This window comes from Paenibacillus sp. FSL R7-0210 (assembly GCF_038009085.1).
In the GTDB taxonomy this organism is placed as follows: Bacteria; Bacillota; Bacilli; order Paenibacillales; family Paenibacillaceae; genus Paenibacillus_AQ; species Paenibacillus_AQ silagei.
Genome location: NZ_JBBPAR010000001.1, coordinates 5,026,449 through 5,049,003, shown reverse-complemented (window position 1 = coordinate 5,049,003; position 22,555 = coordinate 5,026,449). Strand labels below are relative to the sequence as shown.

The following is a 22,555-nucleotide window of genomic DNA, read 5'->3' as shown; positions in this document are numbered from 1 at the left end:
ATAATTTCGTTCTTCATCAATTTTGATGTAGGAGGCAGGTCATCTTATGAATCTTCATGCCCTTAAAATATTTCATACCATCTCTGAAAAAGGCGGAGTCACCCGTGCTGCGGAGGAACTACGGATCAGCCAGCCTGCAGTTACAGCCCAGGTACGCAATCTGGAGAAGGAATTAGGCATACAGCTGTTAGCCCCTAAGGGGCGTGGCATTCTAGTGACCGATGCGGGACAGATGCTGGCCAGTCATGCCAAACGGTTGTTTGCATTGGAGCGTGAGCTGGATGAGGCAGTCCGTGAATACAAGGCCGGGTTCAGCGGAATCCTGCGGATTGTCGCCACCTATCTGCCCGCCAATCTGCTGCTGCCGGAATGGCTGGCACTCTACAAGCAGGAGCATCCTTCCGTGGAGGTGGTCTTGAATACTGCGAATTCTCGGGAAGCGGTGGAGGGTCTGCTACAGTACGATGCCGAGGTAGCCGTATACGGAGGCGGCTGGGAGGAGCAACCGGGTATTGAATGGGAGCAGCTTCTGGAGGATGAGCTCTGGTTCATCGTCCCGAGAAACCATCCATACGGCGGAAAGGAAATTACTTTAGCGGAAATGATGAAGGTTCCCTTCATTCTGCGTGAAGAGGGAAGTTCTACCCGGGAGCGTCTCTTCTCTTTATGTAGGGCTTTGAACGTGAGTCCTCCCAAGGTAGGTCTACAATTTAATGGGGTGAACGAGATGGTTCGGGCCGTCATCGCGGGCTACGGAGCCATCTTCATCTCCTCCCTGGCGGTTAGGGATAATGTGGAACGCGGGGAAGTGGAGCGTGTGATGGTTAACGGCACTTCGCTGCTGAATCCGATTGCCGTCTGTACCCGGAAGCAGGAGGCATTGTCGCCAGCGGCGGCAGCATTTCTCTCACTGGTCCGGGAGCAGTCGAAAGGATGGGCAAGAAATTAACTGTTCTGCTTGCAAAAGAAGAATGGCACTATTAGGACGTTATAGAGAGAAGATTGCGGTTACGCACATCAGTTTTTCGAAGATAAAGAGAGGACGATCAGAACATGAATGTGCCTCATTCAAGAGCTTCCAGCTGCGGATCGGGATCATAATGTGTCAGGTTCGGGTTGGCGGTGCAGTGGCTGGCATTGAACGAAGACATGTCATGATATAAGCGGAATCAAAAAGCCTGTTTGCAGCTACCCGGTCGTATAATTTTTCCATTTCAGGGCAAGATAAAACCGCAGGATTTTGATTTCTTAAATGAAGGAGAAGACTATGGTTGAAACATGGCTTGATGAATTAAAACAGAAATTAAACCATATGGATGATGCCGAAATTGTTGAGCTCACAATGGGTTCCAGTGCCTCAGTCCATCTTTTATACATAAAAACGTTAATCGATCCAGAGCGTTTAAACGAGACGATTATTCAGCCACTTCATCGTTCTGCTTGCAATTCGCTTTCTTCATGCATAACCAATGCCAAAGTTTCGGAAGTTCTATCAATCGAAGATGCTGAGCAAAAAATAATGCAAGGATTTATTCTTCTAAACGATTCAGTCAACGATCAGTGGTTAGGCGTCCAACTGGAAAGCCCTCTTGGCCGGGCAGTTGAACCTTCCCAAACGGAAACGGTTATATATGGAGCGAAAGACAGCTTCAGTGAACAAATCGATAAAAACATTACAATGTTGCGCAGACGTTTGCCTATAACGACATTAAAAACGGAAAGCTTTACTATCGGTTCACTGAGTAAAACGAAAGTTGTGTTACTGTACATAGACGGATTAACTAATCCAGAATTTGTTTCCCTTGCAAGAAAGAAAATTGAAAGTGTGGATTTCGATCAATTTTTAGACTCCTCTCAGCTTGCAGCTTTTATTGAAGATCATAATCATACGGTCTTTCCGCAGTTTCTACAAACGGATCGGCCGGATGCCTGCGCCTACGCCTTAGGTGAGGGAAAGCTGACGCTATTGGTTTCCAATTCACCGTTTGCTTTAATTGCTCCCATTACTTTTTTTCATCTACTCCAATCTCCGGAAGACTACTTCCTTCGTTGGCCGGTCGCCAGTTTTTTACGTTTAATCCGGTACGGAAGTTTTATTGTTTCTTTGACGATGATTCCTTTTTATGTTGCGTTAACGACATTTCATTACCAAATGGTTCCGCTGCCGCTTCTTTACGTATTATTGGAATCGAGAGGCAAATTGCCCTTTACTCCGTTTGCGGAAGGATTTTTCATGATCGTAACGCTGGAAATCATCAAAGAAGCAAGTTTGCGAATGCCGACCAAAACCAGTCAAACTTTAGGGGTTATCGGTGGTATCGTCATTGGACAAGCTGCTGTAGAAGCAGGCTTTGCAAGTAAAGTATTGATAGTGCTGATGGGTATATCCGCCATTGCTTTCTTTTTAGTTCCCAATTATCAAGTGACAAAATCCATGGTGCTGATACAAATTCTTCTTCTTGTCCTTGCATCGTTTCTTGGGTTGCCGGGAATCGTGATCGGGCTGATCGGGATTCTTGCACATCTCCATGCATTAACGTCATTAGGTCAACCTTATTTAGCACCGATTGCTCCTTTTTATGGAAAGGATTGGAATGACCTCTTTATCCGCGGCCCTTTAATTTGGATGAAAACACGTCCGAAATATCTAAAACCACTACGGAAATGGCGACAGGAGATGAAGAAGTGAAGAGTTTATCCTTATATAATCGAACTTCCACCCTTGGCGGTATCTATTTCCTTCTCTTAGTGAATCGCATGCAAATGCATTATTTTATTTTGATCATGCCGGTTTATTTGGTTCATCCGTATATGGTTTGGGGAATTGTCGCGATGGGGCTACTGTCCCAACTTAATTTGATGATGATGTCCAAATGGTTTACTTCCAGTTATGCAGCGAAAGGCTATCAAGGATTTTTACAGCTTTTCGGGAAACGGACGGTTCAAGTTTTCGCAATACTTGGATTTTTGATAATATTGTTAAAAATTTCAATCATCACACTGGGATACATTGAAATGCTTCATAATTTTATTTTTCCATCTATGGATACAAGGTGGCTGATCCTATTTATTCTTTTGATCAGCTTATATGTGGCTTCACATGGAATGGAGAATACATTGCGTTTTGTCGTCATCGCCTTTCTTTGCGGGGCTTGGATCTCAGTCCTGTTTATTCCTTTTTTCTTCCAACCGGATGCCAATTACCGCGATTTGTATCCTCTCATACCCACCGAATGGTCAGGACAATCATGGCAAGGTTTGTTGTTTATTTGGTCGGCATTTTCCGGTCCGGTATATTTGGTTTTTATGGTTCCATGGTTAAGCTCCAATAAAAAAATATCGAAATACCTGGTTATTGGAAATATGATGTCGATCATGGAATATGTATTATTGTTCGTTGCTTCGGTATTGTTTTACGGATCACACTACTTACGCAAGATCGATTTTCCGATAGGATATATGGGAAGCTACATTCAAACGAGCGGTTTAGAACGAATCGATTACATCCTTATCTCTTTCCATATGTTTAATTATGTGTTTGACATTTCAATTCTTCTGTTGTGTTTTTATGGAGCCGGAAGAATCTTTATGAGAAAAATGAAAGAACGCACAACTCGGATTGGTTTATTGTCGAGCTGGTTCGTCATTTTGATAAGCATCATCTTAATGGATCAATGGTTATGGCAAACGGTTCCGGGTCAAAAGATGTTACTGAACCTTCAAATCTGGACCGGCTCATGCATTTATTTACTTATTCCTGCGATCCTTTTCATTGCAGTTAAACGAAAGGAGAGTATGTAGGGATGGTACCATACAAGCACTATGGTTTATTGGCGGTTGTAAGCCTTATGTGGATGGCCGGCTGTTCTTCCCCATATGTCGAGAACAATAAGATCGAAGAGATTGCTCCGGTAGTTTTCTGGTCGGTTGACAAGGGGACGGAAGGAAAGTTGAGAATCAGCACTTTAGTCCCCCCGCTCATCCAAGAAAAAAAACGTCTTCTCTCCAAGGAAGTCGATCTGTTAAAGCAGGGAGACCAGAAGTTTAATTTAATTTATTATCGGGAATTAAAGCAGGGGCAGCTGCGAATGTTATTAATGAATGAGGAGCTGGCAAAAAAAGGAGGCATTGAAAAGCTGATCAATACCATACTGGTTGATCCTGATATTTCAATGCGTGTCTATTTGTTGATTGTCAGAGGCGATTTTGATGAATACATAAAAAATCAATTGACGGTGCAAGACAACCAGGATTATTTCCTTTATCGGATGTTAAAGCATTACGAGGAGCATAATCAAGGTGAAATGAGCATCGTCAATATTCATAAATTCATGAAGAAGGTATATTCTCCTTTTAAAGATCCGGTCCTGCCGGTTTTTCATTCGGATAAGGACAATTTCAATTACGTAGGAACAGGCATCTTCCAAAACGATAAAGAAGTAATGGTCATTCAAGACGTGGACGATAATATTTTTCAACTTCTGGATAACAATCATTTCCTAAAAGTCTTGGCCATTCCAAAGCTATCTATCAGTTTAGGACGTATTCGATCCAATGTTCGCATGAAACTATCGGGCGACTATTCATCCTTGTCCTTACATGTGGGATTGAAAGGAAGAATTGAGGAATACCAGGGAGAATTGAATATTCAAAGTGAGGAACAATTGGAACATTTAGTTCATGAAATTGAGGTCTACCTTGAGGAACAAACTTCAGATTTATTAAAACGAATGCAACGTTGGAAAGTCGATCCCTTAGAGATCGGCACCCATTCACTTAAGCCATTTTCCAAGGAAATAACGGATGAACAATGGTTAAAACATTGGGAAAACATGAGAATTAATGTTGACTACGACATCAAAGTGCATCCTTTGATTAATGGAGCAGTTGATGTGTTTCAAAACAAGTAAATCGTTCCGAGCCGCTTAAGAGCGTATGATACCTTTGCTTTGCACAAATTCAGCGGGTTAATTGAACAGATTGTTATGCTATCGGGGCGAATCCGCTTTTCGCCTTAACATTGCCGGTTCCTGCTCAGCCAGTTCACCTACTCGTTCCATCGTATTTCTCTGTTTTTTATTTATGAAAAAGTCGGATGAGTGCGGATATTTCTTCTAGGGTTTCTTGTTGACCATTCTTTATCCGCATCATCCAAATTTCAAAAACACCGGCACTTATAAAATGAATCCAATAATTTCGTTTCGCACCTGTCCAGTCTGGAAAGGGAGTAAGCTCATCATAAAATTGGGTAATATGAGTTTTGAAGATTTGATAATGTAGCCCTGTGTAATCACTCTCAATGGCCAATCGAAAATCATCAGAGAATGTTAGAAAAAAGTTGGTCAAATCTGTTATTTTTTGCTCGTGATTCTTTCGCCAAGATATGTCAACGAGTAACCAAAAAGCCAAACGTTTACTGGGATGGGCACCACGCCCAGCGGAAGAAGCAATTGTAGCCACAGGCAAAAGTATGATGAAGGTTATCAAGGGACAGATGAAGGTATAAGTTATTGCAGGGACAATTTGCGTTTAACAACTGTCCCCTTCTATGTTAGATCCCCTGCACAGCTCCGACGTTTTGGCAATCCTGCATTCCTCTCACAAATGTCATTCTGGACATCACTCCGTAGGTCTGACAAGATAATGAATAGGGTGTTTCCCAAAGACGTAATATGAAAAAAATTCTACCCAGAGGAGGAGACGTTACTTAGCGTCACACACCAATCATGCGAGTCAATCGATTACTCTCCATGCTGCTGATCATCTCCGGTCAAGGTACGGTAACGGGCAAGGCGCTTGCCGAGCATTTCGAGGTATCCTTGCGGACGATCTACCGGGATATTGAGAAAATAAGCGAAGCCGGCATACCAGTTGCATCAACCAGCGGTAAGGGCGGAGGATACTATATTATGGACAGCTATAATGTAAGCAACCTCTTTCTTAATGGGGACGAAGCTCATACGTTGGTAGCTGTAATGAAGAATTTACACGGATTGTTTGGCCGGAACGAAGCTTTCAATGACATCCTGCTCAAGGTTGAACATACCTATAAGCGGGAGCCGGGTAAGGATAAACTGACTCTGGAGTTGTCCCATTTCAGTATGAAACAGGAGATTAAAGAGTACCTTGGGATCATCAGCAAGGCCATCACGGATAACAGGGTGCTGGTGTTCGATTATATCAACAGGGATATGGAATACCTGGAGCGAACGGTCGAGCCGGGCTGGATTGACTTTCGTCACGGCCATTGGTATGTGATCGGCTTCTGCCGGGTCAGAAACGACTACCGCAGATTCAAGCTTGTGCGGATCAGGCAATTGGAGCTGGGGCTGTCTTTTGCAAAAAGAGATGTGCCGGATGCGCGGATTGCCGAGGTCATTGATCACAATTATTCGCAGGCGGGCATACAGGTTGTGCTCAGATTCACTTCGCGAATTGGCGCACAGCTTACCGAGTATTTTGAGAAAGAGAAGATTAGCCGGGGTGAAGATGGCTTCTATCTCGTTACGGATATTTTTCCTCATGAGGAGGGCCTGCTGAAATTCATTCTAAGCTTCGGCAAGGAGTGCGAGCTGCTGGAGCCTCGTGAATTACGGGCGGAGCTGCAGCAATATATGCAAAATATGCTTCTATCCTACAATGACTGACGCCCTGGTGTCAGTCATTGTGTTTTATAGTAGGGATATCGGCGGGAGAAATACATAATGCCGTTATAACTGGGTTAGGAGTGAACCGACTAGATGAAAGCCTGCATTTTGGACGAAGATGTCAATGAACGGGGTACGAAGGACACGCGGACAGAACTGATACACAAGCTGCACAGATTGGAGGAAGAACAGTATATCCTGCGAGAGGGAGAAAGCATCCAAGACTTTACCGATCTGATGCTGCGGCATATTGGTGACCCGGAGCCTGAGCTTCGTGAGCATATTTATTCTACCTTTTACATATGGCTGAAGCGCGATAATAAGTTCACAGATGAGGAAATGCGGCATCTATTGACTGTCCTGATGGACGACCGGTATTTGTTCTACCGTATTGGAAGCGTGGATGACCACAGCGTACTCACCAGGGCATTCGCGGTTCTGCCGATCGCTCTTATTATGCAACGGGACAGGATTCAACCATTCTTGACGCCAAAAGACTTCCAGCATCTAAAGCGCTCGCTGCTTCGCTACTATCAGGAGGAGAAGGACCTGCGCGGTTATCTGGCAGCCGAAGGCTGGGCTCATGCCGCAGCTCACGGGGCAGATGCCCTGGAGGAGCTGATCCGCTATAAGGAAAGTGACATTGAGGTGCAGCACGAGGTGCTTATGGCGATTACAGGAATGCTGCATAACAGTGTCCGGATTTTTGACGAGGAGGAAGACGAACGTATGGCTAACGTTGTGGACACGATGATCAGTGAATCGCTGTTACCACAGCAGGAGATTGCCGGCTGGATTCATAGCTTGGCGCAGTGTACGGAATGGCCGGATACACGCGCACAGAGAGTTGCCAGAGTGAACGGGAAAAATATGGTGCGCAGCCTGTATTTCAGAACACTTGCCCGGCATGACGGGAATCATCGGAGACTTACCAGCGCCATGCTGGCGGCTGAAGCTAAATTAAACCGCTTTAACGGGGCAAACCCTGCATATGGAGGTGATGAAGCTTGAGTACTCACTATTATTTCAGTTGGTTTAATGATTTTTTACCAGAGGGGCTGGTTGAGTGGTTGCAGGAGGATCTACAAGACAGACAATCGCTTGTTATGATTAGCGCTCAACCCTCTGATTATGAAGACGGGCAGATTCACTTTGAGGATATAACGGAATGGACATGGCTCCATCAGGCTAATCTTATGTTTAAGGAGAACCATTTCATCGATTACCGCATGCCGAAGGATGAGGCCCGGCAATGGATTCAGAACGCGTCGGTCATTTTTCTATGCGGCGGAGATCCTGTTCAACAGAACAACTTTTTGGCGGAATATGAATTAACCGATGTGATTAAGAACAGCAATGCCGTTATCTTGGGGGCCAGCGCCGGTTCGTTGAACATGGCTGCCAAATGGGTAACCTCGCAGAGCGCCGATCATACCGTTGAAATAGATACGATTCATGATGGGTTGGACTTTAATCCTTTTGCCTATGAATCTCATTCGAAACGCGATTACGCCTCTTTCGTTCAAGGCTACCTGTTCCCCTTATCGGAGGAGATCGATGTATATGCGGCAGAGCAGGAGAGTGCGATTCGTGTAAAAGACGGCGCAATCGAAATAATGGGCCCGGTATATTTAATATCCCGCTCGAAGATTCAGAAAATAAGTGTATGATTACGAAACAACCACAGAACCATTTGAAATACAGTCAGCGATTGGATCAATGCTAAAGGTATCCATGCATGTTCAGTCTTTGGAGCTGTTTCGGTTAGAGACAATCTTCCAATCATCATCGATTCAATATTTGAGGTTGAAAAATAAAGGAGAACCCAGGAGGATACCTTGGAAAGCCGCTCATCCAGGCACATACTACGTTTGGTGGGAGTGTTAATCTAGGAACTGTGCATTAAACCTTTCTTCAAATAATCACATACTGGGCTTATGTGCATATAATTGATGATATGATTATTTGCATTTCTGGAGGTTTAGCTCATGCATAGGATTTATCCGTATTGGTTTAGATCACAATTCGTCCCCGTTTGGGCCACTACAACACAAGAATCACTTGAATTAATGAGGAATGCCGTACAAGGTGAACGAAATGATGAACTTTTTTATGATCAACTCATCAGACTTGCCCCGAACCAAGAACAAGTTGAAGTGATTACCTCTATTCGGAATGATGAAAGAGGACATAATCAAATGTTCCGACAAATGTATAAGGAATTAACAGGGCATGAAGTAACAGGAGTTGGCAACGAACCTCCGGATAATGTTAATTCTTATATTGCCGGGTTGCAACAAGCCTTCCAAGGTGAATTATCTGCTGTTGAGAAATATCGAAAGATATGGTTCGGTCTTCCGTACGGCATTTACAAGGATACTCTGTATGGCATTATTCTGGATGAGCAAAAACATGCGGCTAAATATAACAATCTCCTGCTACAAAACTTAGCTGCAAATCAGTTCTGATCCTACGCACGAAGAGGCCTCTTTACTCACAGGGAGTGGAGGGGCCTCTTTACTGATTAATACGCGTCTAGTGTTCACTGGCCGTATCTGGTGTAGAGTACAAAGTCCTGAAGGGATATCTTATACAAACATTGGAGATTGTTCCTAAGTATATAGCGGAGGATCCAATGGTAGATGTGTGGAGTAGAATCAGCTCACCTTAATATTCAATTCTAGATTTTAGCTTTGCTCAGGAATAATAACATCTTCAGTGGGTACCATATGGAAAAACCAAGTTTATGCTATCCTCGAGTGTCCTTTCATATCTAATTAAGAAATTCAAACCTGAACAGTAACATCATTAGAAAAACACGAGGAAGTGGCATACACGCCTCGTGTTTTTTCTGTGTCACCCTAAATCACGAATGTTTATTGCAAAAATGGTCGATATAATCAGAACATTGTCCAGGTTCATCTTCCATTACGAAATGACCAGCTTTTGGAATGACACGTAGACAGGCATGGGGGATATCCTGGACAAGCCTCTTTGCATAAGCGAGGGGCTGCCATTCATCTTCCTCCCCCCATAGAATTTGAACGGGGACCTTCAGTTTGGGTAAATCTGTTTTATAGGATTCAGTATATTTTGCATTATAGTGAGCTACCTGATGGGAGAAAAAAGATGCTTTACCTAATAGACCGGCATGGGGTGCAAGATATGCGTCTAGTGTATCCCCTGTCATGAGGTCTTTATTATAAACTGCCATGGGTAACTGTTTTTTTAGCATGGTATCAAAATCAGTACGGGACATTTGTTCAACCCGTTCGAACTGTTCTTCAATAATTTTCTTCCAGGTTGGTGAGGGCCACGAATCATAGCTGGGGATGTTGAGTAACGTGAGCGATTGTACACGCTCAGGTTGTTCCTGAGCCAATTGGAGGCCAACAATTCCACCTAGATCGTGGGCTGCGACATGTAAACGATCCATTCCGAGTTCGTCTAAAAGCTGACTGAACAGAGTATATTGTGCTGCCACAGAAGTATCTGTTTCGAGTGGTCTTTCGGATGCTCCATATCCAAGAAGGTCATGAACGTAGATTTTATACCCTTTTTGAACCAGAGAGGGTATTACTTTTCTCCATTCATAGCTATAAGACGGTGTTCCATGAAGGAGCCATATGGGAGAGCCTTCTCCGTATTGCTCATAAGCAATTCGATATCCATTGATCAACATGGATGACGTTGCTGCTGTTTGCATGGTGATTACTCCCTTCTATAAACGATTGAGATTAATTTAGCTCTTATTGAGTTACATTGAATATAAACGATTGCATTCTATTAGTAAAATTGATAGTTTATATGTAAACAATCAGTTTTGATGATGGTAAAAAGAAGGGAGCCAATGATGGAAATACGTCATTTGGTAACATTTATTGCGATTGTAGAACACGAGGGATTTACCAAAGCTGCTGAGCATCTTGGATACGCGCAATCTACAATCACATTGCATATCAAGGCATTGGAAGAGGAGATTAACTACCCTTTATTTGATCGAATCGGTAAGCGGGTTATTTTAACGGAGACTGGGAGAAAATTGTTGCCACATGCCAAAAAAATGCTTGACCTGTATCATATGATTAAGGAAGTGACTGCTGCGCAAGGGGAATTAACGGGTAATATCGTTATCAGTATTGGGGAAACTTTGTTGATCTATCGTTTTCCGCCTATTATTGAAGAGTTCAAAAAATTACATCCCCATGTCAATATAGAATGGCACCAATTAGATTCCGTACATTATAAAGAGAATTTGATGCAAGGTAAAAGTGATATTTCCTTTATGCTGGGGACAGAGGTACATGACCCCAATTTGTACAGTGAGAAATTGGCTGAGGAGCCCATGATGTTGTTGTATCCAAATTCATTTGAGCTACAACTGGACATTGTGCAAAGCAATTTACTTTTTACCGAAAGAGGTTGCGATTATCGCACATTGTTTGAACAATGCATTGAGGAGTATCAGTTAGGGATTACTTCCAATATTGAATTCTGGAGTATTGAAGCCGTGAAACAATCTATATTGAGTGGTATGGGCATATCCTTGTTACCTCGAATTACGGTAGAGAGGGAGCTGAAGGAAGAAAAACTTTCAGGTCAGCAGTACAAACAGAATCTAGCTACGCAGTTGTTATATCCCAAAAACAAGTGGATCTCTCCTCAAGTAGAAGCTTTTATTGAGATCGTTAGAAAGCATGCCTCCCTCTGGTAAGAAATGAGAAGAGTGTTGATAATTATTCGGATTCAATTCAAGTATTGAACTAACGAAGAACGTTAGTCCAACAACACAGCTGCAGTCTATGACTTTATTTTCTCGTTCAGATCTGCCGCCATTTAAAAAGCTGACTCTCCCATCTACTGCGCAGTATACGTCTACTATTCACTGGTCCGTATCTAGAATTTAAGAACACAGGAGGAAACCTTGGAATGGACTTTAGGTTAAGACTGGATGGTGCTTTAGATGAAATCTATGAACCTCTATGGAAGCTCAGGATTCAGCTCACTGATGAAGAAAAAGCACTGCTCCGAAGCAAAAAGGTGCGGCGGCTTCATTACATTCGGCATGGAGGAGCTTCTTTTATCAATACCCACCATACCTACAGCCGCTTACAGCATACGTTAGGTGTATTTGCGCTTACAGCGCATTTTGAGCCGGATAATCGTACGTTGCGGGCAGCTGCATTGCTGCATGATATCGGACATGCGCCTTTCAGTCATACACTAGAATCCCTTCCAGGCGTGGATCATCATGAATGGACGCGGGAGGCCGTGTTTTCACAGGAGATCGTTGACATCCTAGCCCGTGCGAATATTCGTACAACTGATGTTATGGACTATATTGATGGTTCGAAGCGTAGCCTATTGAGGAACAAGGACGGAATTCTTCATGCAGATCATCTGGACTCCTGGGTCAGAAGTGCATTTGTCGGCGGTTATCTGACTATTACAACTGGGGAACTTTTAGAAGCGATGAGCTATAGAAATGGAAGTCTCCAGTTCACACTGGAGGCTGGCAAGCAGGTCACCGAGCTCATATGGGAAGAAGCCCGTATGCAAGCTTCCCCGGCTAACATCGGCGTAAACGCGATCATGAGGAAACTGGCTGGCCGCGTAATACATAAGGATGAAATTGAAGCAGCAAAGTTGCCGGCCATGACGGATACACATATTGAGCAGTTGCTTTGTAGTGATCCAGACACACGGGAAGAGTATGAGCAGTTGCTCATGGAATCATGGCGAATTCGCGTGTCGCGGGAAAAGCCATCTTTTCCAGTGGAAACAGCAGTTTTGAGTAAGCTCTATCTTGCAATGCCGCTCATCCAGGGTGTTGTGATCACTGAATATTCAGATGAATATTCGCAAGATTGTCTCGCTACGATTAACCAGCTTACAGAGCTGCTAGGCACATACTACGTTTGGTGGGAGTGTTAAGATATGACGAATCCAGAGAATTTAACTTGCAAAGCATGTGGAAGTAATACCTTTGTAAAAGGTGAAGTGAATGCAGTGGATGCTAGAGTGATGCCGATCGGTAAAACTTTTTCTTTTGGCTCCCCGGTTATCTATACATTTTGTAAAAAGTGCGGAGAAGCAGCCTCCATTAGAATTAAAAATCCGGATAAATTTTGAATATAACATTTCGTAATCAAATTTAATGAGGAGTGAATTTATATTGATATTCTTTAAATTAAAGACCCTATTTAAATTAACTGCTCTGGTTCTTACTGTCTTTGGCTGCTACACGCTTATTATGAGATTATTTTTCTAATGATGGCCTTATCTTCAAAAAAGTCCAAAAAATTGTGGCCGAGTGCCTTATCGATAACATTCCATCTATCAGAGTTTTGGAGAAATTGAATTTTACACGAACCGAGTAAAGAACGGAATGATTATGTGGGAATTACTAAATATACACTAATTTATCGTCATGCAGAATGACTTACGATAGATTAAAATAGAAAAGAGATCCGGTGCGAATGCCAAGCTCCCATGAAATTCCCGGGAGTTTCGCACCTCAGAATTTGTCGAAAGTCTATAAATATGAGGGTAGTCTTGATAAGTCAAGGGTGGTCTTATATCTTTTCAAGAATAGACTTAGGAGCCAGATAGTGAATTAATACGGGAAAAGCATGGTTTATGCTTTTTTTCGCTGTCGCACTCTACGTGAGTGCGTGGATTGAAATCTTTCTCCACGTGGTAAATGACATCTCCTGGACTACGTCGCACTCTACGTGAGTGCGTGGATTGAAATACGCTTACCGCCGCGGCGTTCAGCCTGTTTGTTTTGTCGCACTCTACGTGAGTGCGTGGATTGAAATTATTGGTAGGCGGGGTTTTATTTGTCGGAGCCAGTCGCACTCTACGTGAGTGCGTGGATTGAAATATTACAGCATTAACTTCACGGTGGATCTTGGTCTGTCGCACTCTACGTGAGTGCGTGGATTGAAATTTTAGAGGGGAGGGTGATTTTAACGGTACGTGCTGTCGCACTCTACGTGAGTGCGTGGATTGAAATAAAATCGAAAGGTCCGGGAATGCTTGCTGGGATGCGTCGCACTCTACGTGAGTGCGTGGATTGAAATTTTAAACATGCGCAAATTGAAGCAGTCGGCAACTGTCGCACTCTACGTGAGTGCGTGGATTGAAATCATGTACTGCTTGCATGATCAAAAATCTTGTCTGTCGCACTCTACGTGAGTGCGTGGATTGAAATTTTAGCTGGTGATATTGTTTTTAAATTAATTGAGTCGCACTCTACGTGAGTGCGTGGATTGAAATGGTATAAAGGGAGTACATAGGCACTATGGGCCACAGGTCGCACTCTACGTGAGTGCGTGGATTGAAATTTTCAAACTCTTGCCAAGCATTGGTGTAGTGTCACGTCGCACTCTACGTGAGTGCGTGGATTGAAATAGCGCGGCATATACCGCGTCCCCGCCGGTTACGTTGTCGCACTCTACGTGAGTGCGTGGATTGAAATTCCAGGATCGCAATTGATCTCCCAAACGTCCGAAGCGTCGCACTCTACGTGAGTGCGTGGATTGAAATCTTTACGCCAGAACCGCTATCCGTTCCCGCAGCAATTGTCGCACTCTACGTGAGTGCGTGGATTGAAATCTTTACGCCAGAACCGCTATCCGTTCCCGCAGCAATTGTCGCACTCTACGTGAGTGCGTGGATTGAAATAAGTTTGAAAATCAATTCATATACAGATATTACTTGGTCACACTCTACGTGAGTGCGTGGATTGAAATCTACCCGAGCAGATTATAAAGCTCAGGCGCTACGTGTCATACTCTACGTGAGTGCGTGGATTGAAATCACTTAAAGCGGAACAAACACATTATTAAATAAGTCGCACTCTACGTGAGTGCGCGAATTGAAGTATCTAACGAGGTGATGTCCATGAGAGGTTTTGTAATAGTTGTTTTGATTTTAGTTGTGGCTTTGGATTCTTCAGGAAGAAGAGGTGAATCCGCTTGACCCTTCAAGCTGTATTTGTGGATCGCGATGGGACCTTGGGCGGGAACGGTCATTTCATCCACCCCCGGGATTTTGAATTATTTCCATACTCACTAGAAGCATTGCAATTATTCAAAAAACATGAAATCCCAATCATCGCCCTAACGAACCAACACAATATATCTAAAGGACTTGCTACAGAATTAGACTTTAGGAATGAATTTGACAGTTACGGATTTGACGCCGCATACATATGTCCCCATGAGCCTGAAGACGGCTGTGTATGCCACAAACCGCAACCTGGGATGCTTCTGCAAGCGGCAACCGATCATGGATTAGATTTAACCCGGTGTGCTGTGATTGGCGATGTGGGTTCGACTGATATGCTTGCAGCGGCAGCAGTGGGAGCCAGAAGAATTCTGGTAGAGACAGGCTGGGGGATGCAGTCTTTGGATAAATACCGTCACCTGTGGTATGAACAGGCAGAACCAGATTACATCGCGAAGGACCTTCTGGATGCGGCAAAATGGTTGGTTAGCACAATAAAGCGGACCACGCCTGAGTAAAGCTGCGTTGTCCGCTTTGTTTTGCTAGGGTCCCTCGGTTATTGCACGTTTTCCGGGTTAAACTCCGTTAGGCGGATCAAAGGCTTTTTCTTCCGAGTTCCTTTTTTCGTTGTGGTATTTCCTTGTTCGTCCGTTCTCTGCTCTATAAATTGTCCGGTCAAAAAATTGATATCATCCTCGTCCGCTTGATCCATAGTGGTTGCTCCAGTGAAGTAGCTTCCGCTTGTCGCTCCGATTAAAAACCAATCCTGATTCTGGTACCTGAATCTATACTTGTTGTACCATCTCCAGTTGCTCCCTCCGTAATCGCTAACCAGGACAGACCCCCGATTAATGGTAAGGCTATCAAAAGGATCGCCCCAGATGCCGCCCTCATCCGATCGCAAAATGACATTTTTGGCAATGATGGATAGGGTATACGTATTGTTTTTGCTGCCAAAAGCGATTAAGAGTGACCGTGGAGACGCCTCGTCCATAACCATATCCTTCTCAATGACCGCTGCGAGATCTGAGATCCCGTCTTTATTCAAATCACCTTTGGCGATGGCCTTCTCTCCCAGGACAGGCTCTAAAATGTGCCACCCGGCCGGAATTAGTGCGTTGATGTTATCTGCTTTGGCTACTGGCTTTGGGGTCTGGGTTGAAGCTGCTTTTGCCTCAGCAGTTTGAATATGAGAAGGATCAGTACACCCCACTATGTAGCTTAAAAGGGCAACAATACCTACGGACCTTACTATTAGTTTTTTCATCGAGTCTACTTCCTTCCCATGTTCTACGAGGATTCTTCCCTCATGATGCTTACATTCCTACCCAGTATATCGAATAGTCTCTTAATTTAAAACGCAGTGGATAAGACAAAAAAACTACAAAATTGAAAGAAGTTATAGTTATACAGAACCTATCAAATGGGTTAAAATAGAAGGAGAGGGCTCGGTGCGAATGCCAAGCTCCCATGAAATCTCCGGGGGTTTCGCACCTCAGAATTTGTCGAAAGTTTATAAATAAGAGGATAGTCTTTAAAAGCCAAGGGTGGTTGTATATCTTTTCAAGATTAGAATAAGGGGACAGATGGTGAATTAATGCGGGAAAAGCATGGGTTACACTTTTTTCGCTGTCGCACTCTACACGAGTGCGTGGATTGAAATATGCCAGTAGATAAAGTATTGATACAACCTCGGCGTCGCACTCTACACGAGTGCGTGGATTGAAATAAGGATTACCTGATAACATTCACTACTATCACCTGTCGTACTCTACTTGATTGCGTGGATTGAAATGATTGAATTCGTGGTCTATGGAAAATGCGCATTGTCGCACTCTGTATGATTGCGTGGATTGAAATATCTTTGGGATATCCTCTATAGGAGGGATCTCCTCTTATACAACATCACAAACACACTTCATTTATCATTTTTATGTGCGAATACCAACCTGGGACTTTAAAAAATACGAAAGGAGACTCAATTTCCTAATTGGATTTTTTGTAAATCAGTGTCCACTAGCAAAGAGGGGTGCCGAAGCAGATTTTAACTTCTCCAGATAGCCATGATATTGCAAAAGTGACTGAAGATTATTCTGCGCATGAACTAACAGTTACTCAAGGGGAAATATTGTGGGGGTTAAAGCACTTAAACGAATGGACTTACTGTAAGGCGGATAATAACGTATACGGTTGGGTCCCAACTTTTTGTTTAGCTGATTTACAAGAATCTGGTTAGCCCCTACTCATAAGTAAAAGCACTGAATATCTGCGCAGCCGCAGGACTCAGTGCTTTTTTAATCCTATTCTATTTCTTCAGGCGTATCTCAAATAAATCGTTAGGACTAACTTCAAAATAGAGACACAACTTCATGATCAACTCTGCGGATATTTTCTTTTTATCCATGTTGGTGTTGTGCACCAATTCCATAATGGTAGTTCTTCGATGCCCTATCTCATTAGACAGTTTAAGTACTGAGATATTGTGAACTTTTAAAATTTGGTCGAGTTTAAAGTGCAATGTATATTTATCAAATTCCACAGGGGTCCTCCTACATGAAAAAATACACTTCTAAAGTGCACATTAGAATAATGTTGATACCCATTCCCTTAATGTAAATGGTACAAAGAATAGATATCTAAAATGTTATCCAAGCCATCCAACAGCTCCCTAACCACTGGGTTTTTCGCCGAATCACCAATACTGGAGTAAGCATAGGTTGGTTGAACTGAAGGGAGAGAAGTGATGAAATAGTCTTCGGGTAACTCATAGGTATGGTTAATATTTGTGAGTTGTAAGTTGTACTGCTTGGGGCTTGGAGTTTCGCCGCTGATGATTTGGTCGATGGTAAGGCGGGGTATCCCTGTCTGTTTTGATAAAGACAGTTTAGAAATCCCTCTCAACCGCAAGAAGATCACCATGTTATTAGAAATTATCTCCCTGTGCTCAAAAAAATTGATACTCACTTTTTACACCCCATTGTACTTAATATACTTTATATTATAAAGGAACATTGAGAATATACGGGAGTACATACACAAAAAAGAAGTTAGTTTCAGACTATTTTGAATCCACGCATCCATTGGAGCGGCTAAGCGCTATTTATAAATTATCCCATATTTCCTGAGCTGAAAATAGAAGTGTGGGAATCACTCCCCCCACCCCCGTACATATCCCACAAGTGAGTATCCGACCCGGACCCTGGCATGTTAAAATAGGAGAAATGTGTACATCTAATGTGTGAATTTAATCGGGGGGCAACAGGTGAGAGCGTTGAGATTGAGAGATTACATGGGCCCTTCGGAGACTTCTGCGCACCGGCAGGCGAAGTGGGTCAAGCGGTTTCTGTATACGTATTGGCTGGTGATTGCTCTGCATTTCCTGGCCCAGCTGGGGTCTTTTGTATGTTTGCCGTATCCCATGGGAGCGCATGAATTCTACTATGATGTGCTGCTTTATCCGACGCTGCTGATGAGTGCGGTGGTCGGGTTGACGCAGCTGGTGGATGTTGCGGCACCGAGGTATTCCTTCGTGCTGCTGTTTGTGGCGGGGACGATTATTGCCATGATGATTATCCATCTGAATATGGATATCCGGATTATCGGGGCGTTGATGCTGCTGCCGATTATTGCGTCGGCGATTTTTTTTCGGCTGGATCTGACCTTGTTCACGTCTGCCCTCCAAGCGGCTGCGTTCTTCATTCTGTACCGCTGGGATTACTGGTTCAAGTATTACCTTACAGACTTCGACCTGGTTGCCATTCCGCTCTTCCTGCTAGTCGGGACCCTGGTGGCGGGGATTGTCATTATTAACGGGCGTGAATTGGCGAGCGATCTGGAAGCTACCTTAACGGCCAAGCAGGATCTGATGATCGAGAACGCGGTGATCCGCAAGCTGTCTACCACCGATGCACTGACAGGACTGTATAACCATATTTCTTTTCACGAATTCTATGAAAAAGCGCTGGAATACGGAAGCCAGGGTGCCCCGTTCCATCTTGCGCTGGTGGATATCGATAATTTCAAGCAAATTAACGATAAATATGGACACCGTACGGGGGATCTGGTGCTGGCCCGGGTCGCACAGATCATCAAGGACCATCTCTCTGCGGCAGACATTGCTGCCCGCTACGGCGGCGAGGAGTTTGCGGTGTTGCTGTTCGAGAAGAGCTTCGAGGAGGCCTATACGCTCATGGATTGGATACGCCACCAGCTCTCGGAGACGCTACATGAAGAGATGGAGAACGGGGCGGTGACCGTCAGCATTGGCCTCAAGAGCTATGCCGAAGGCACCACCAAAGAAACGCTCTTCGAAGAAGTCGATAATCTCCTCTATACGGCCAAGCACTCCGGCAAAAATACTACGCTGACCCCGCTGACTCAGCGGATTGTGGTATAGATTACTCTGCCGGAGCTTCACCCTCCGCTGCTTTTTTGCGTGCCCGGAACCGCCGCACCTTCATCAGATTCCCGCACAGCTTGTCATCGCAGTACCGCTTCGAGCGGTTGCGGGTATCGTCGTAATAGACCCAGAGACAGTCAGGATTCCCGCAAATACGGAAGCGAGAGGGCTCCTTCTCCAGCAGCGCAGCCGCAAAAGAGGCGGCAATCTCCGCCATAATCTGCCCCCAGTCCGCACGCTGCGGTTGGAGGGAGATCTCAGCGTCACCTGCGGGCGTCCAGACCACACGGCGAACAACCGGCCCGTTGCCCATGTAAGTATTTAACTGCGCAAGCAGTTCTGTAGACGGAGACTCTCCCGCGACCAGCCGCTGCAGCTCGTCCCACAACAAGCCGCGTAGTTCTTTCAGTTGCTCCAGCTCCTCCGGGAGGAGAGGGCCTGCCGCCGGCAGTTTCTGCTCCACCAGCCATTGCTCCAGCCACTCCGGTTCTTCGAGCCGGTCCTCGTCCTTGCTCCGGTCACTAGTCCGCCAATTCCGCCAATAGCTGTTCATGAAATCTACCCACAGCAAGCTTCATCTGTCCCTTCGCATGATCTTTCCCTTGATTGTAACAGTTAAAAATGAGTTATGCTAGTTACTTGATACACTCCGGCAAATATGTTAAAGTGCTCGTGTAACTGTTATTATGGTTGTTTAGTCGTTACCAAATCATTAACACCCACAAATTACAGGAGGAATTCAAATGGAAAACAAAATCAGCGATGTTCTATTGGAGAATTGGGATTATGTAATGGATGTAGAGGATTGGCAACCGCCGCTGAGTGCTGCGCTTGAAGGTGTGAACAGTGAGCAGGCCCTCTGGAAGCCGGAGGGAGCGGCGGGCAATTCGATCTGGGAGAACGTTAACCATCTGACGTATTATAAGGAGCGTCTGCTGCGTAAGCTTAAGGGGATGGAGAAATTGCCTGATCTGGAGAGCAATGACGCCACGTTCACTGTAACAGGAAGCGGGGAAGAGGACTGGAAGCAGGCGGTAGACAAGCTGAAGTCCATTCATGCCTCACTACGCGAGATTATTGTAGCTCTGGAGGAAGGCGCTTATGAATGGGGCGGCTCCGGGCATGCACCGGGCGAAGAGGTAATGAGCCTGATTCTGCATGATGCCTATCATACGGGACAGATTGTACTGGTCCGCAAGCTGCAGGGCTCCTGGCCAAGCACCCGCCGTTTCGATTAAGACGACAGTCATATTTTACAAGCAGTCTGCGTCTCTATACTACTGTTTCAGCTCCAAATCCCCGGGTTAATGGTTGACATGCAGCTAACCCCCGAGAGGAGAGATTGAAGATGGAGCCGAATTACAAGGACAGAAGTGTTGAGGTTGAACGGACAGAGGTGCACCGCAAATCGGATTCCAGTCTGGTCGCATCCACGTTCATTAAATATGCAGCCTACATTATAATCACCTTCGGAGTTCTGTTTTTCCTGGTGAAATACGTATTCCCGATGTTTAAATAAGCCGGCTGCCAAGCGCAGACTTGGCCGGATTCACGCCAAAAAGCCACGATGCCCCTCAGGGGATCGCGGCTTTTTGTTACATAACCGTTATACGTTCTTCTGGATCATCTCGTGGGAATCGGCGGTATTCCGGTAAAAGAACCAGCATTCATTCAGCAGTCTAATCTGACGGCAGTCCTTCTTGAAATAGGCCTTCATGAGCTGTTGGCGAAGCCATTGTGGCAAGGGTACCCCTCCTCTGCATGCTTCCTGTGTATAGATAGCATATGGGGGAATACGCCCAAAGGTGCACGGTTAGTTTCAGGTAGCCAAGCCGAATTTCACAAGGCCGCCCGGAACCAGCGTTACAGCACCCGTTCTTCTTCCTCTTCATACCATTGTTCGAGCTGGGCCTGGAGCGCCCGGATTTCGGTCAATAGTGAGATCAGCGGGTAATGCTCCTCCTTAATGGAGGCAAAAGCCTGCTCCAGCCGGTTAATATACGCCAGCCCCGACTCCAAGTGATGCTCTTCGCGCAGCAGCTCCAGCGCCTCGCATTCGGCCACCGCCCGCGGCAGTCCGGGTACATTCTCGGCTGTCAGCTTGTCGATTTCTTTGTTCAGGCGAAGATTGAGGGCGCTTAGCTGGTAAGCATATTCCTCCGGCATCTCCACGAATAGCAATTCCTGATCCTGCTGCATAATTACGTAACGCATTCTAGGCATCTTTCATTCTCCCTCCGGACTTGTCTTCCTTCTTGACAGTGTAGCGTATGGGCAAGTTACAATTCAAGTAGTGATCTAATTTCAGGTGGAGAGGACCGTGAAGGAGCGCTATGACCAGTATGAGCAACGAAGAGCTGCAGCAATGGATTGAGCAGGTGTCACTGAAGAGCTTTGGCGTGCCTTTCCGGCATACGGCGAGCTTTAACAGCAGACTTACGACAACCGGCGGACGATATTTTACCAAGAGCCATAATATAGAGATCAACCCCCAGCAGCTGGCGATGTACGGACGGGAGGAGACGGAGAAGATCATCAAGCATGAACTCTGCCACTACCACCTGCATCTTGCGAAGCGGGGATATATGCACCGGGATGCTGATTTCAAAACACTGCTGGCCCGCGTAGGCGGCAGCCGGTATTGTCAGACCCTGCCGGGCGCCAAGGCCCGTAAGCCGCAGCCTTACCGGTATAAGCTGGTATGCATCGTCTGTGCCACTGAATATCTGCGTAAGCGCCGGGCCGATCCCGGGCGGTACCGCTGCGGTAAATGCTCCGGCAAGCTGAAGCTGATTGCGTTAGAGGCGGGCGCGGGTCCGGCTACTTAATTTTTGATAACCAGACCTAGTAGTCCGGCAAAAGAAGCCGCCTGCTCCGCAGAGATGATGCAGCCCTCCAGATCCTGGAGATCCACCAGCAGGCCGGTGAACTCGCAGTCGCTCAGGTCAACGCCCTTCAGCTTGCATCCTGCCAGCGTGGCCTGCTCCAGATTACATTCCGAGAAATACAGGTCTTTCAGGGTGGATTGGTAATAATCCGCGCTGACCAGCGAGCTGCGCTCGAAGGAAGCCCCTTTGAAGTTGGCAAAACGGAAGACCGCGAATTCCCCAATACATGCTGTAATGGATACATTTTGAAACCGTGCTCTGGTGAAGTCTGTGCCGATCAAGCGGCAATCCCTGAACTCGGTCCGGTGTATGAAGGCATCACTGAAATCCACATTGGACAGGTCGCAATGATCGAAGACCACATCGGTAAGCTCAATGCGCTGCAGCGAGGATTCCGTGATGGTGACGTTTTTGAAAATGGTCTTGTCGAAAGCTACCCGGGTAGCCTCCTGATATTCAATGAGCGCTCCTTCGATGAGGCAGCGGCTGAATTCGTCTTTGGAAGCAAGGGTGTGAATATCCTGCGGCATAAGTAGCCCGAGATCTGTGATTCTGGGTGGTTCTATTTTGTTACTCATGTCGGCCTCCTTGGCAGTTCCTATCCTTAT

At 45.3% G+C, this 22,555-nt stretch carries 25 protein-coding genes and 1 CRISPR repeat array; of the genes, 16 read left to right on the top strand and 9 right to left on the bottom strand.

The window, feature by feature from the left end; all coding sequences use genetic code 11:
• Positions 1-46: 46 nt before the first annotated feature.
• The 4 genes from MKY64_RS21370 to MKY64_RS21355 all read left to right on the top strand — a co-directional run bounded on the left by MKY64_RS21370 (position 47) and on the right by MKY64_RS21355 (position 4,910).
• Positions 47-949, top strand: coding sequence for a LysR family transcriptional regulator (locus MKY64_RS21370; protein WP_340955553.1), 903 nt, complete (start codon positions 47-49; stop codon positions 947-949).
• A 318-nt stretch (positions 950-1,267) separates the two neighbouring features.
• Entirely contained in the window at positions 1,268-2,689 is a 1,422-nt protein-coding gene (locus tag MKY64_RS21365) for a spore germination protein (protein WP_340955550.1), read from the top strand.
• Positions 2,686-3,801 (top strand): GerAB/ArcD/ProY family transporter, encoded by a 1,116-nt coding sequence (locus MKY64_RS21360; protein WP_340955547.1) that lies wholly within the window; start codon positions 2,686-2,688, stop codon positions 3,799-3,801. The genes MKY64_RS21365 and MKY64_RS21360 overlap by 4 nt, the downstream gene beginning before the upstream one ends.
• 2 nt (positions 3,802-3,803) lie before the next feature.
• Positions 3,804-4,910 carry a Ger(x)C family spore germination protein gene (locus tag MKY64_RS21355; RefSeq protein ID WP_340955544.1) on the top strand — a complete coding sequence of 369 codons (1,107 nt, stop codon included), beginning with the start codon at positions 3,804-3,806 and terminating at the stop codon, positions 4,908-4,910.
• Between the two features lie 166 nt (positions 4,911-5,076).
• On the opposite strand, the gene MKY64_RS21350 is transcribed toward MKY64_RS21355, so the two are convergent.
• Positions 5,077-5,460, bottom strand: coding sequence for a hypothetical protein (locus MKY64_RS21350; RefSeq protein ID WP_340955541.1), 384 nt, complete (start codon positions 5,458-5,460; stop codon positions 5,077-5,079).
• Positions 5,461-5,726: 266 nt separating this feature from the next.
• Here MKY64_RS21350 and MKY64_RS21345 point away from each other — a divergent pair, with 266 nt between their 5' ends.
• The 4 genes from MKY64_RS21345 to MKY64_RS21330 all read left to right on the top strand — a co-directional run bounded on the left by MKY64_RS21345 (position 5,727) and on the right by MKY64_RS21330 (position 9,115).
• Positions 5,727-6,647, top strand: coding sequence for a helix-turn-helix transcriptional regulator (locus MKY64_RS21345; protein ID WP_340955539.1), 921 nt, complete (start codon positions 5,727-5,729; stop codon positions 6,645-6,647).
• 93 nt (positions 6,648-6,740) lie between these two features.
• Entirely contained in the window at positions 6,741-7,658 is a 918-nt protein-coding gene (locus MKY64_RS21340) for a DUF2785 domain-containing protein (RefSeq protein WP_340955538.1), read from the top strand.
• Complete coding sequence (locus MKY64_RS21335; RefSeq protein ID WP_340955537.1) at positions 7,655-8,317, top strand: Type 1 glutamine amidotransferase-like domain-containing protein; 663 nt, start codon at positions 7,655-7,657, stop codon at positions 8,315-8,317. The genes MKY64_RS21340 and MKY64_RS21335 overlap by 4 nt, the downstream gene beginning before the upstream one ends.
• 318 nt (positions 8,318-8,635) lie before the next feature.
• A complete protein-coding gene (locus MKY64_RS21330) occupies positions 8,636-9,115 on the top strand; it encodes a ferritin-like domain-containing protein (protein WP_340955535.1) in 480 nt (159 codons plus the stop codon).
• A gap of 398 nt (positions 9,116-9,513) precedes the next feature.
• Here MKY64_RS21330 and MKY64_RS21325 read toward each other — a convergent pair whose 3' ends face one another.
• A complete protein-coding gene (locus tag MKY64_RS21325) occupies positions 9,514-10,353 on the bottom strand; it encodes an alpha/beta fold hydrolase (protein WP_340955533.1) in 840 nt (279 codons plus the stop codon).
• 144 nt (positions 10,354-10,497) lie between these two features.
• Here MKY64_RS21325 and MKY64_RS21320 point away from each other — a divergent pair, with 144 nt between their 5' ends.
• From MKY64_RS21320 to MKY64_RS21305, 4 genes are all read left to right on the top strand, one after another.
• Positions 10,498-11,361, top strand: coding sequence for a LysR family transcriptional regulator (locus tag MKY64_RS21320; RefSeq protein WP_339254158.1), 864 nt, complete (start codon positions 10,498-10,500; stop codon positions 11,359-11,361).
• Positions 11,362-11,576: 215 nt separating this feature from the next.
• Positions 11,577-12,581, top strand: a complete 1,005-nt coding sequence (locus MKY64_RS21315) for an HD domain-containing protein (RefSeq protein WP_340955529.1) — start codon at positions 11,577-11,579, stop codon at positions 12,579-12,581.
• A 3-nt stretch (positions 12,582-12,584) separates the two neighbouring features.
• A complete protein-coding gene (locus MKY64_RS21310; protein WP_340955528.1) occupies positions 12,585-12,779 on the top strand; it encodes a hypothetical protein in 195 nt (64 codons plus the stop codon).
• 522 nt (positions 12,780-13,301) lie between these two features.
• Positions 13,302-14,536: a CRISPR direct-repeat array (repeat unit 32 nt; unit sequence GTCGCACTCTACGTGAGTGCGTGGATTGAAAT).
• Between the two features lie 93 nt (positions 14,537-14,629).
• Entirely contained in the window at positions 14,630-15,178 is a 549-nt protein-coding gene (locus MKY64_RS21305; protein WP_340955527.1) for an HAD-IIIA family hydrolase, read from the top strand.
• A gap of 38 nt (positions 15,179-15,216) precedes the next feature.
• On the opposite strand, the gene MKY64_RS21300 is transcribed toward MKY64_RS21305, so the two are convergent.
• From MKY64_RS21300 to MKY64_RS21290, 3 genes are all read right to left on the bottom strand, one after another.
• Positions 15,217-15,927 carry a hypothetical protein gene (locus tag MKY64_RS21300; RefSeq protein WP_340955525.1) on the bottom strand — a complete coding sequence of 237 codons (711 nt, stop codon included), beginning with the start codon at positions 15,925-15,927 and terminating at the stop codon, positions 15,217-15,219.
• 1,038 nt (positions 15,928-16,965) lie between these two features.
• Complete coding sequence (locus tag MKY64_RS21295) at positions 16,966-17,199, bottom strand: helix-turn-helix domain-containing protein (RefSeq protein WP_209876390.1); 234 nt, start codon at positions 17,197-17,199, stop codon at positions 16,966-16,968.
• 68 nt (positions 17,200-17,267) lie between these two features.
• Positions 17,268-17,624 carry a hypothetical protein gene (locus MKY64_RS21290; protein ID WP_340955523.1) on the bottom strand — a complete coding sequence of 119 codons (357 nt, stop codon included), beginning with the start codon at positions 17,622-17,624 and terminating at the stop codon, positions 17,268-17,270.
• Between the two features lie 298 nt (positions 17,625-17,922).
• On the opposite strand from MKY64_RS21290, the gene MKY64_RS21285 reads away from it, so the two are divergent.
• Positions 17,923-19,056 (top strand): GGDEF domain-containing protein, encoded by a 1,134-nt coding sequence (locus MKY64_RS21285; RefSeq protein ID WP_340955522.1) that lies wholly within the window; start codon positions 17,923-17,925, stop codon positions 19,054-19,056.
• A 1-nt stretch (position 19,057) separates the two neighbouring features.
• Here the strand turns inward: MKY64_RS21285 and MKY64_RS21280 are convergent, their stop codons facing one another.
• Positions 19,058-19,630, bottom strand: coding sequence for a CGNR zinc finger domain-containing protein (locus MKY64_RS21280; protein WP_340955519.1), 573 nt, complete (start codon positions 19,628-19,630; stop codon positions 19,058-19,060).
• Positions 19,631-19,802: 172 nt separating this feature from the next.
• On the opposite strand from MKY64_RS21280, the gene MKY64_RS21275 reads away from it, so the two are divergent.
• Together MKY64_RS21275 and MKY64_RS21270 are read left to right on the top strand one after the other, a co-directional pair.
• Positions 19,803-20,297, top strand: a complete 495-nt coding sequence (locus MKY64_RS21275; protein ID WP_339254173.1) for a DinB family protein — start codon at positions 19,803-19,805, stop codon at positions 20,295-20,297.
• A gap of 110 nt (positions 20,298-20,407) precedes the next feature.
• Positions 20,408-20,578 (top strand): hypothetical protein, encoded by a 171-nt coding sequence (locus MKY64_RS21270; RefSeq protein ID WP_200869223.1) that lies wholly within the window; start codon positions 20,408-20,410, stop codon positions 20,576-20,578.
• An 87-nt stretch (positions 20,579-20,665) separates the two neighbouring features.
• On the opposite strand, the gene cmpA is transcribed toward MKY64_RS21270, so the two are convergent.
• Together cmpA and MKY64_RS21260 are read right to left on the bottom strand one after the other, a co-directional pair.
• Positions 20,666-20,803 (bottom strand): cortex morphogenetic protein CmpA, encoded by a 138-nt coding sequence (gene cmpA, locus MKY64_RS21265; RefSeq protein ID WP_143803736.1) that lies wholly within the window; start codon positions 20,801-20,803, stop codon positions 20,666-20,668.
• Positions 20,804-20,922: 119 nt separating this feature from the next.
• On the bottom strand, positions 20,923-21,282 hold the full coding sequence (locus MKY64_RS21260) for a hydrolase/acyltransferase (protein WP_340955518.1): 360 nt from the start codon (positions 21,280-21,282) through the stop codon (positions 20,923-20,925).
• A gap of 119 nt (positions 21,283-21,401) precedes the next feature.
• On the opposite strand from MKY64_RS21260, the gene MKY64_RS21255 reads away from it, so the two are divergent.
• Complete coding sequence (locus MKY64_RS21255; RefSeq protein ID WP_339314774.1) at positions 21,402-21,887, top strand: SprT family protein; 486 nt, start codon at positions 21,402-21,404, stop codon at positions 21,885-21,887.
• Here the strand turns inward: MKY64_RS21255 and MKY64_RS21250 are convergent.
• A complete protein-coding gene (locus MKY64_RS21250; RefSeq protein WP_339254179.1) occupies positions 21,884-22,525 on the bottom strand; it encodes a pentapeptide repeat-containing protein in 642 nt (213 codons plus the stop codon). The two genes, MKY64_RS21255 and MKY64_RS21250, sit on opposite strands and share 4 nt — an antisense overlap.
• Between the last annotated feature and the right edge of the window lie 30 nt (positions 22,526-22,555).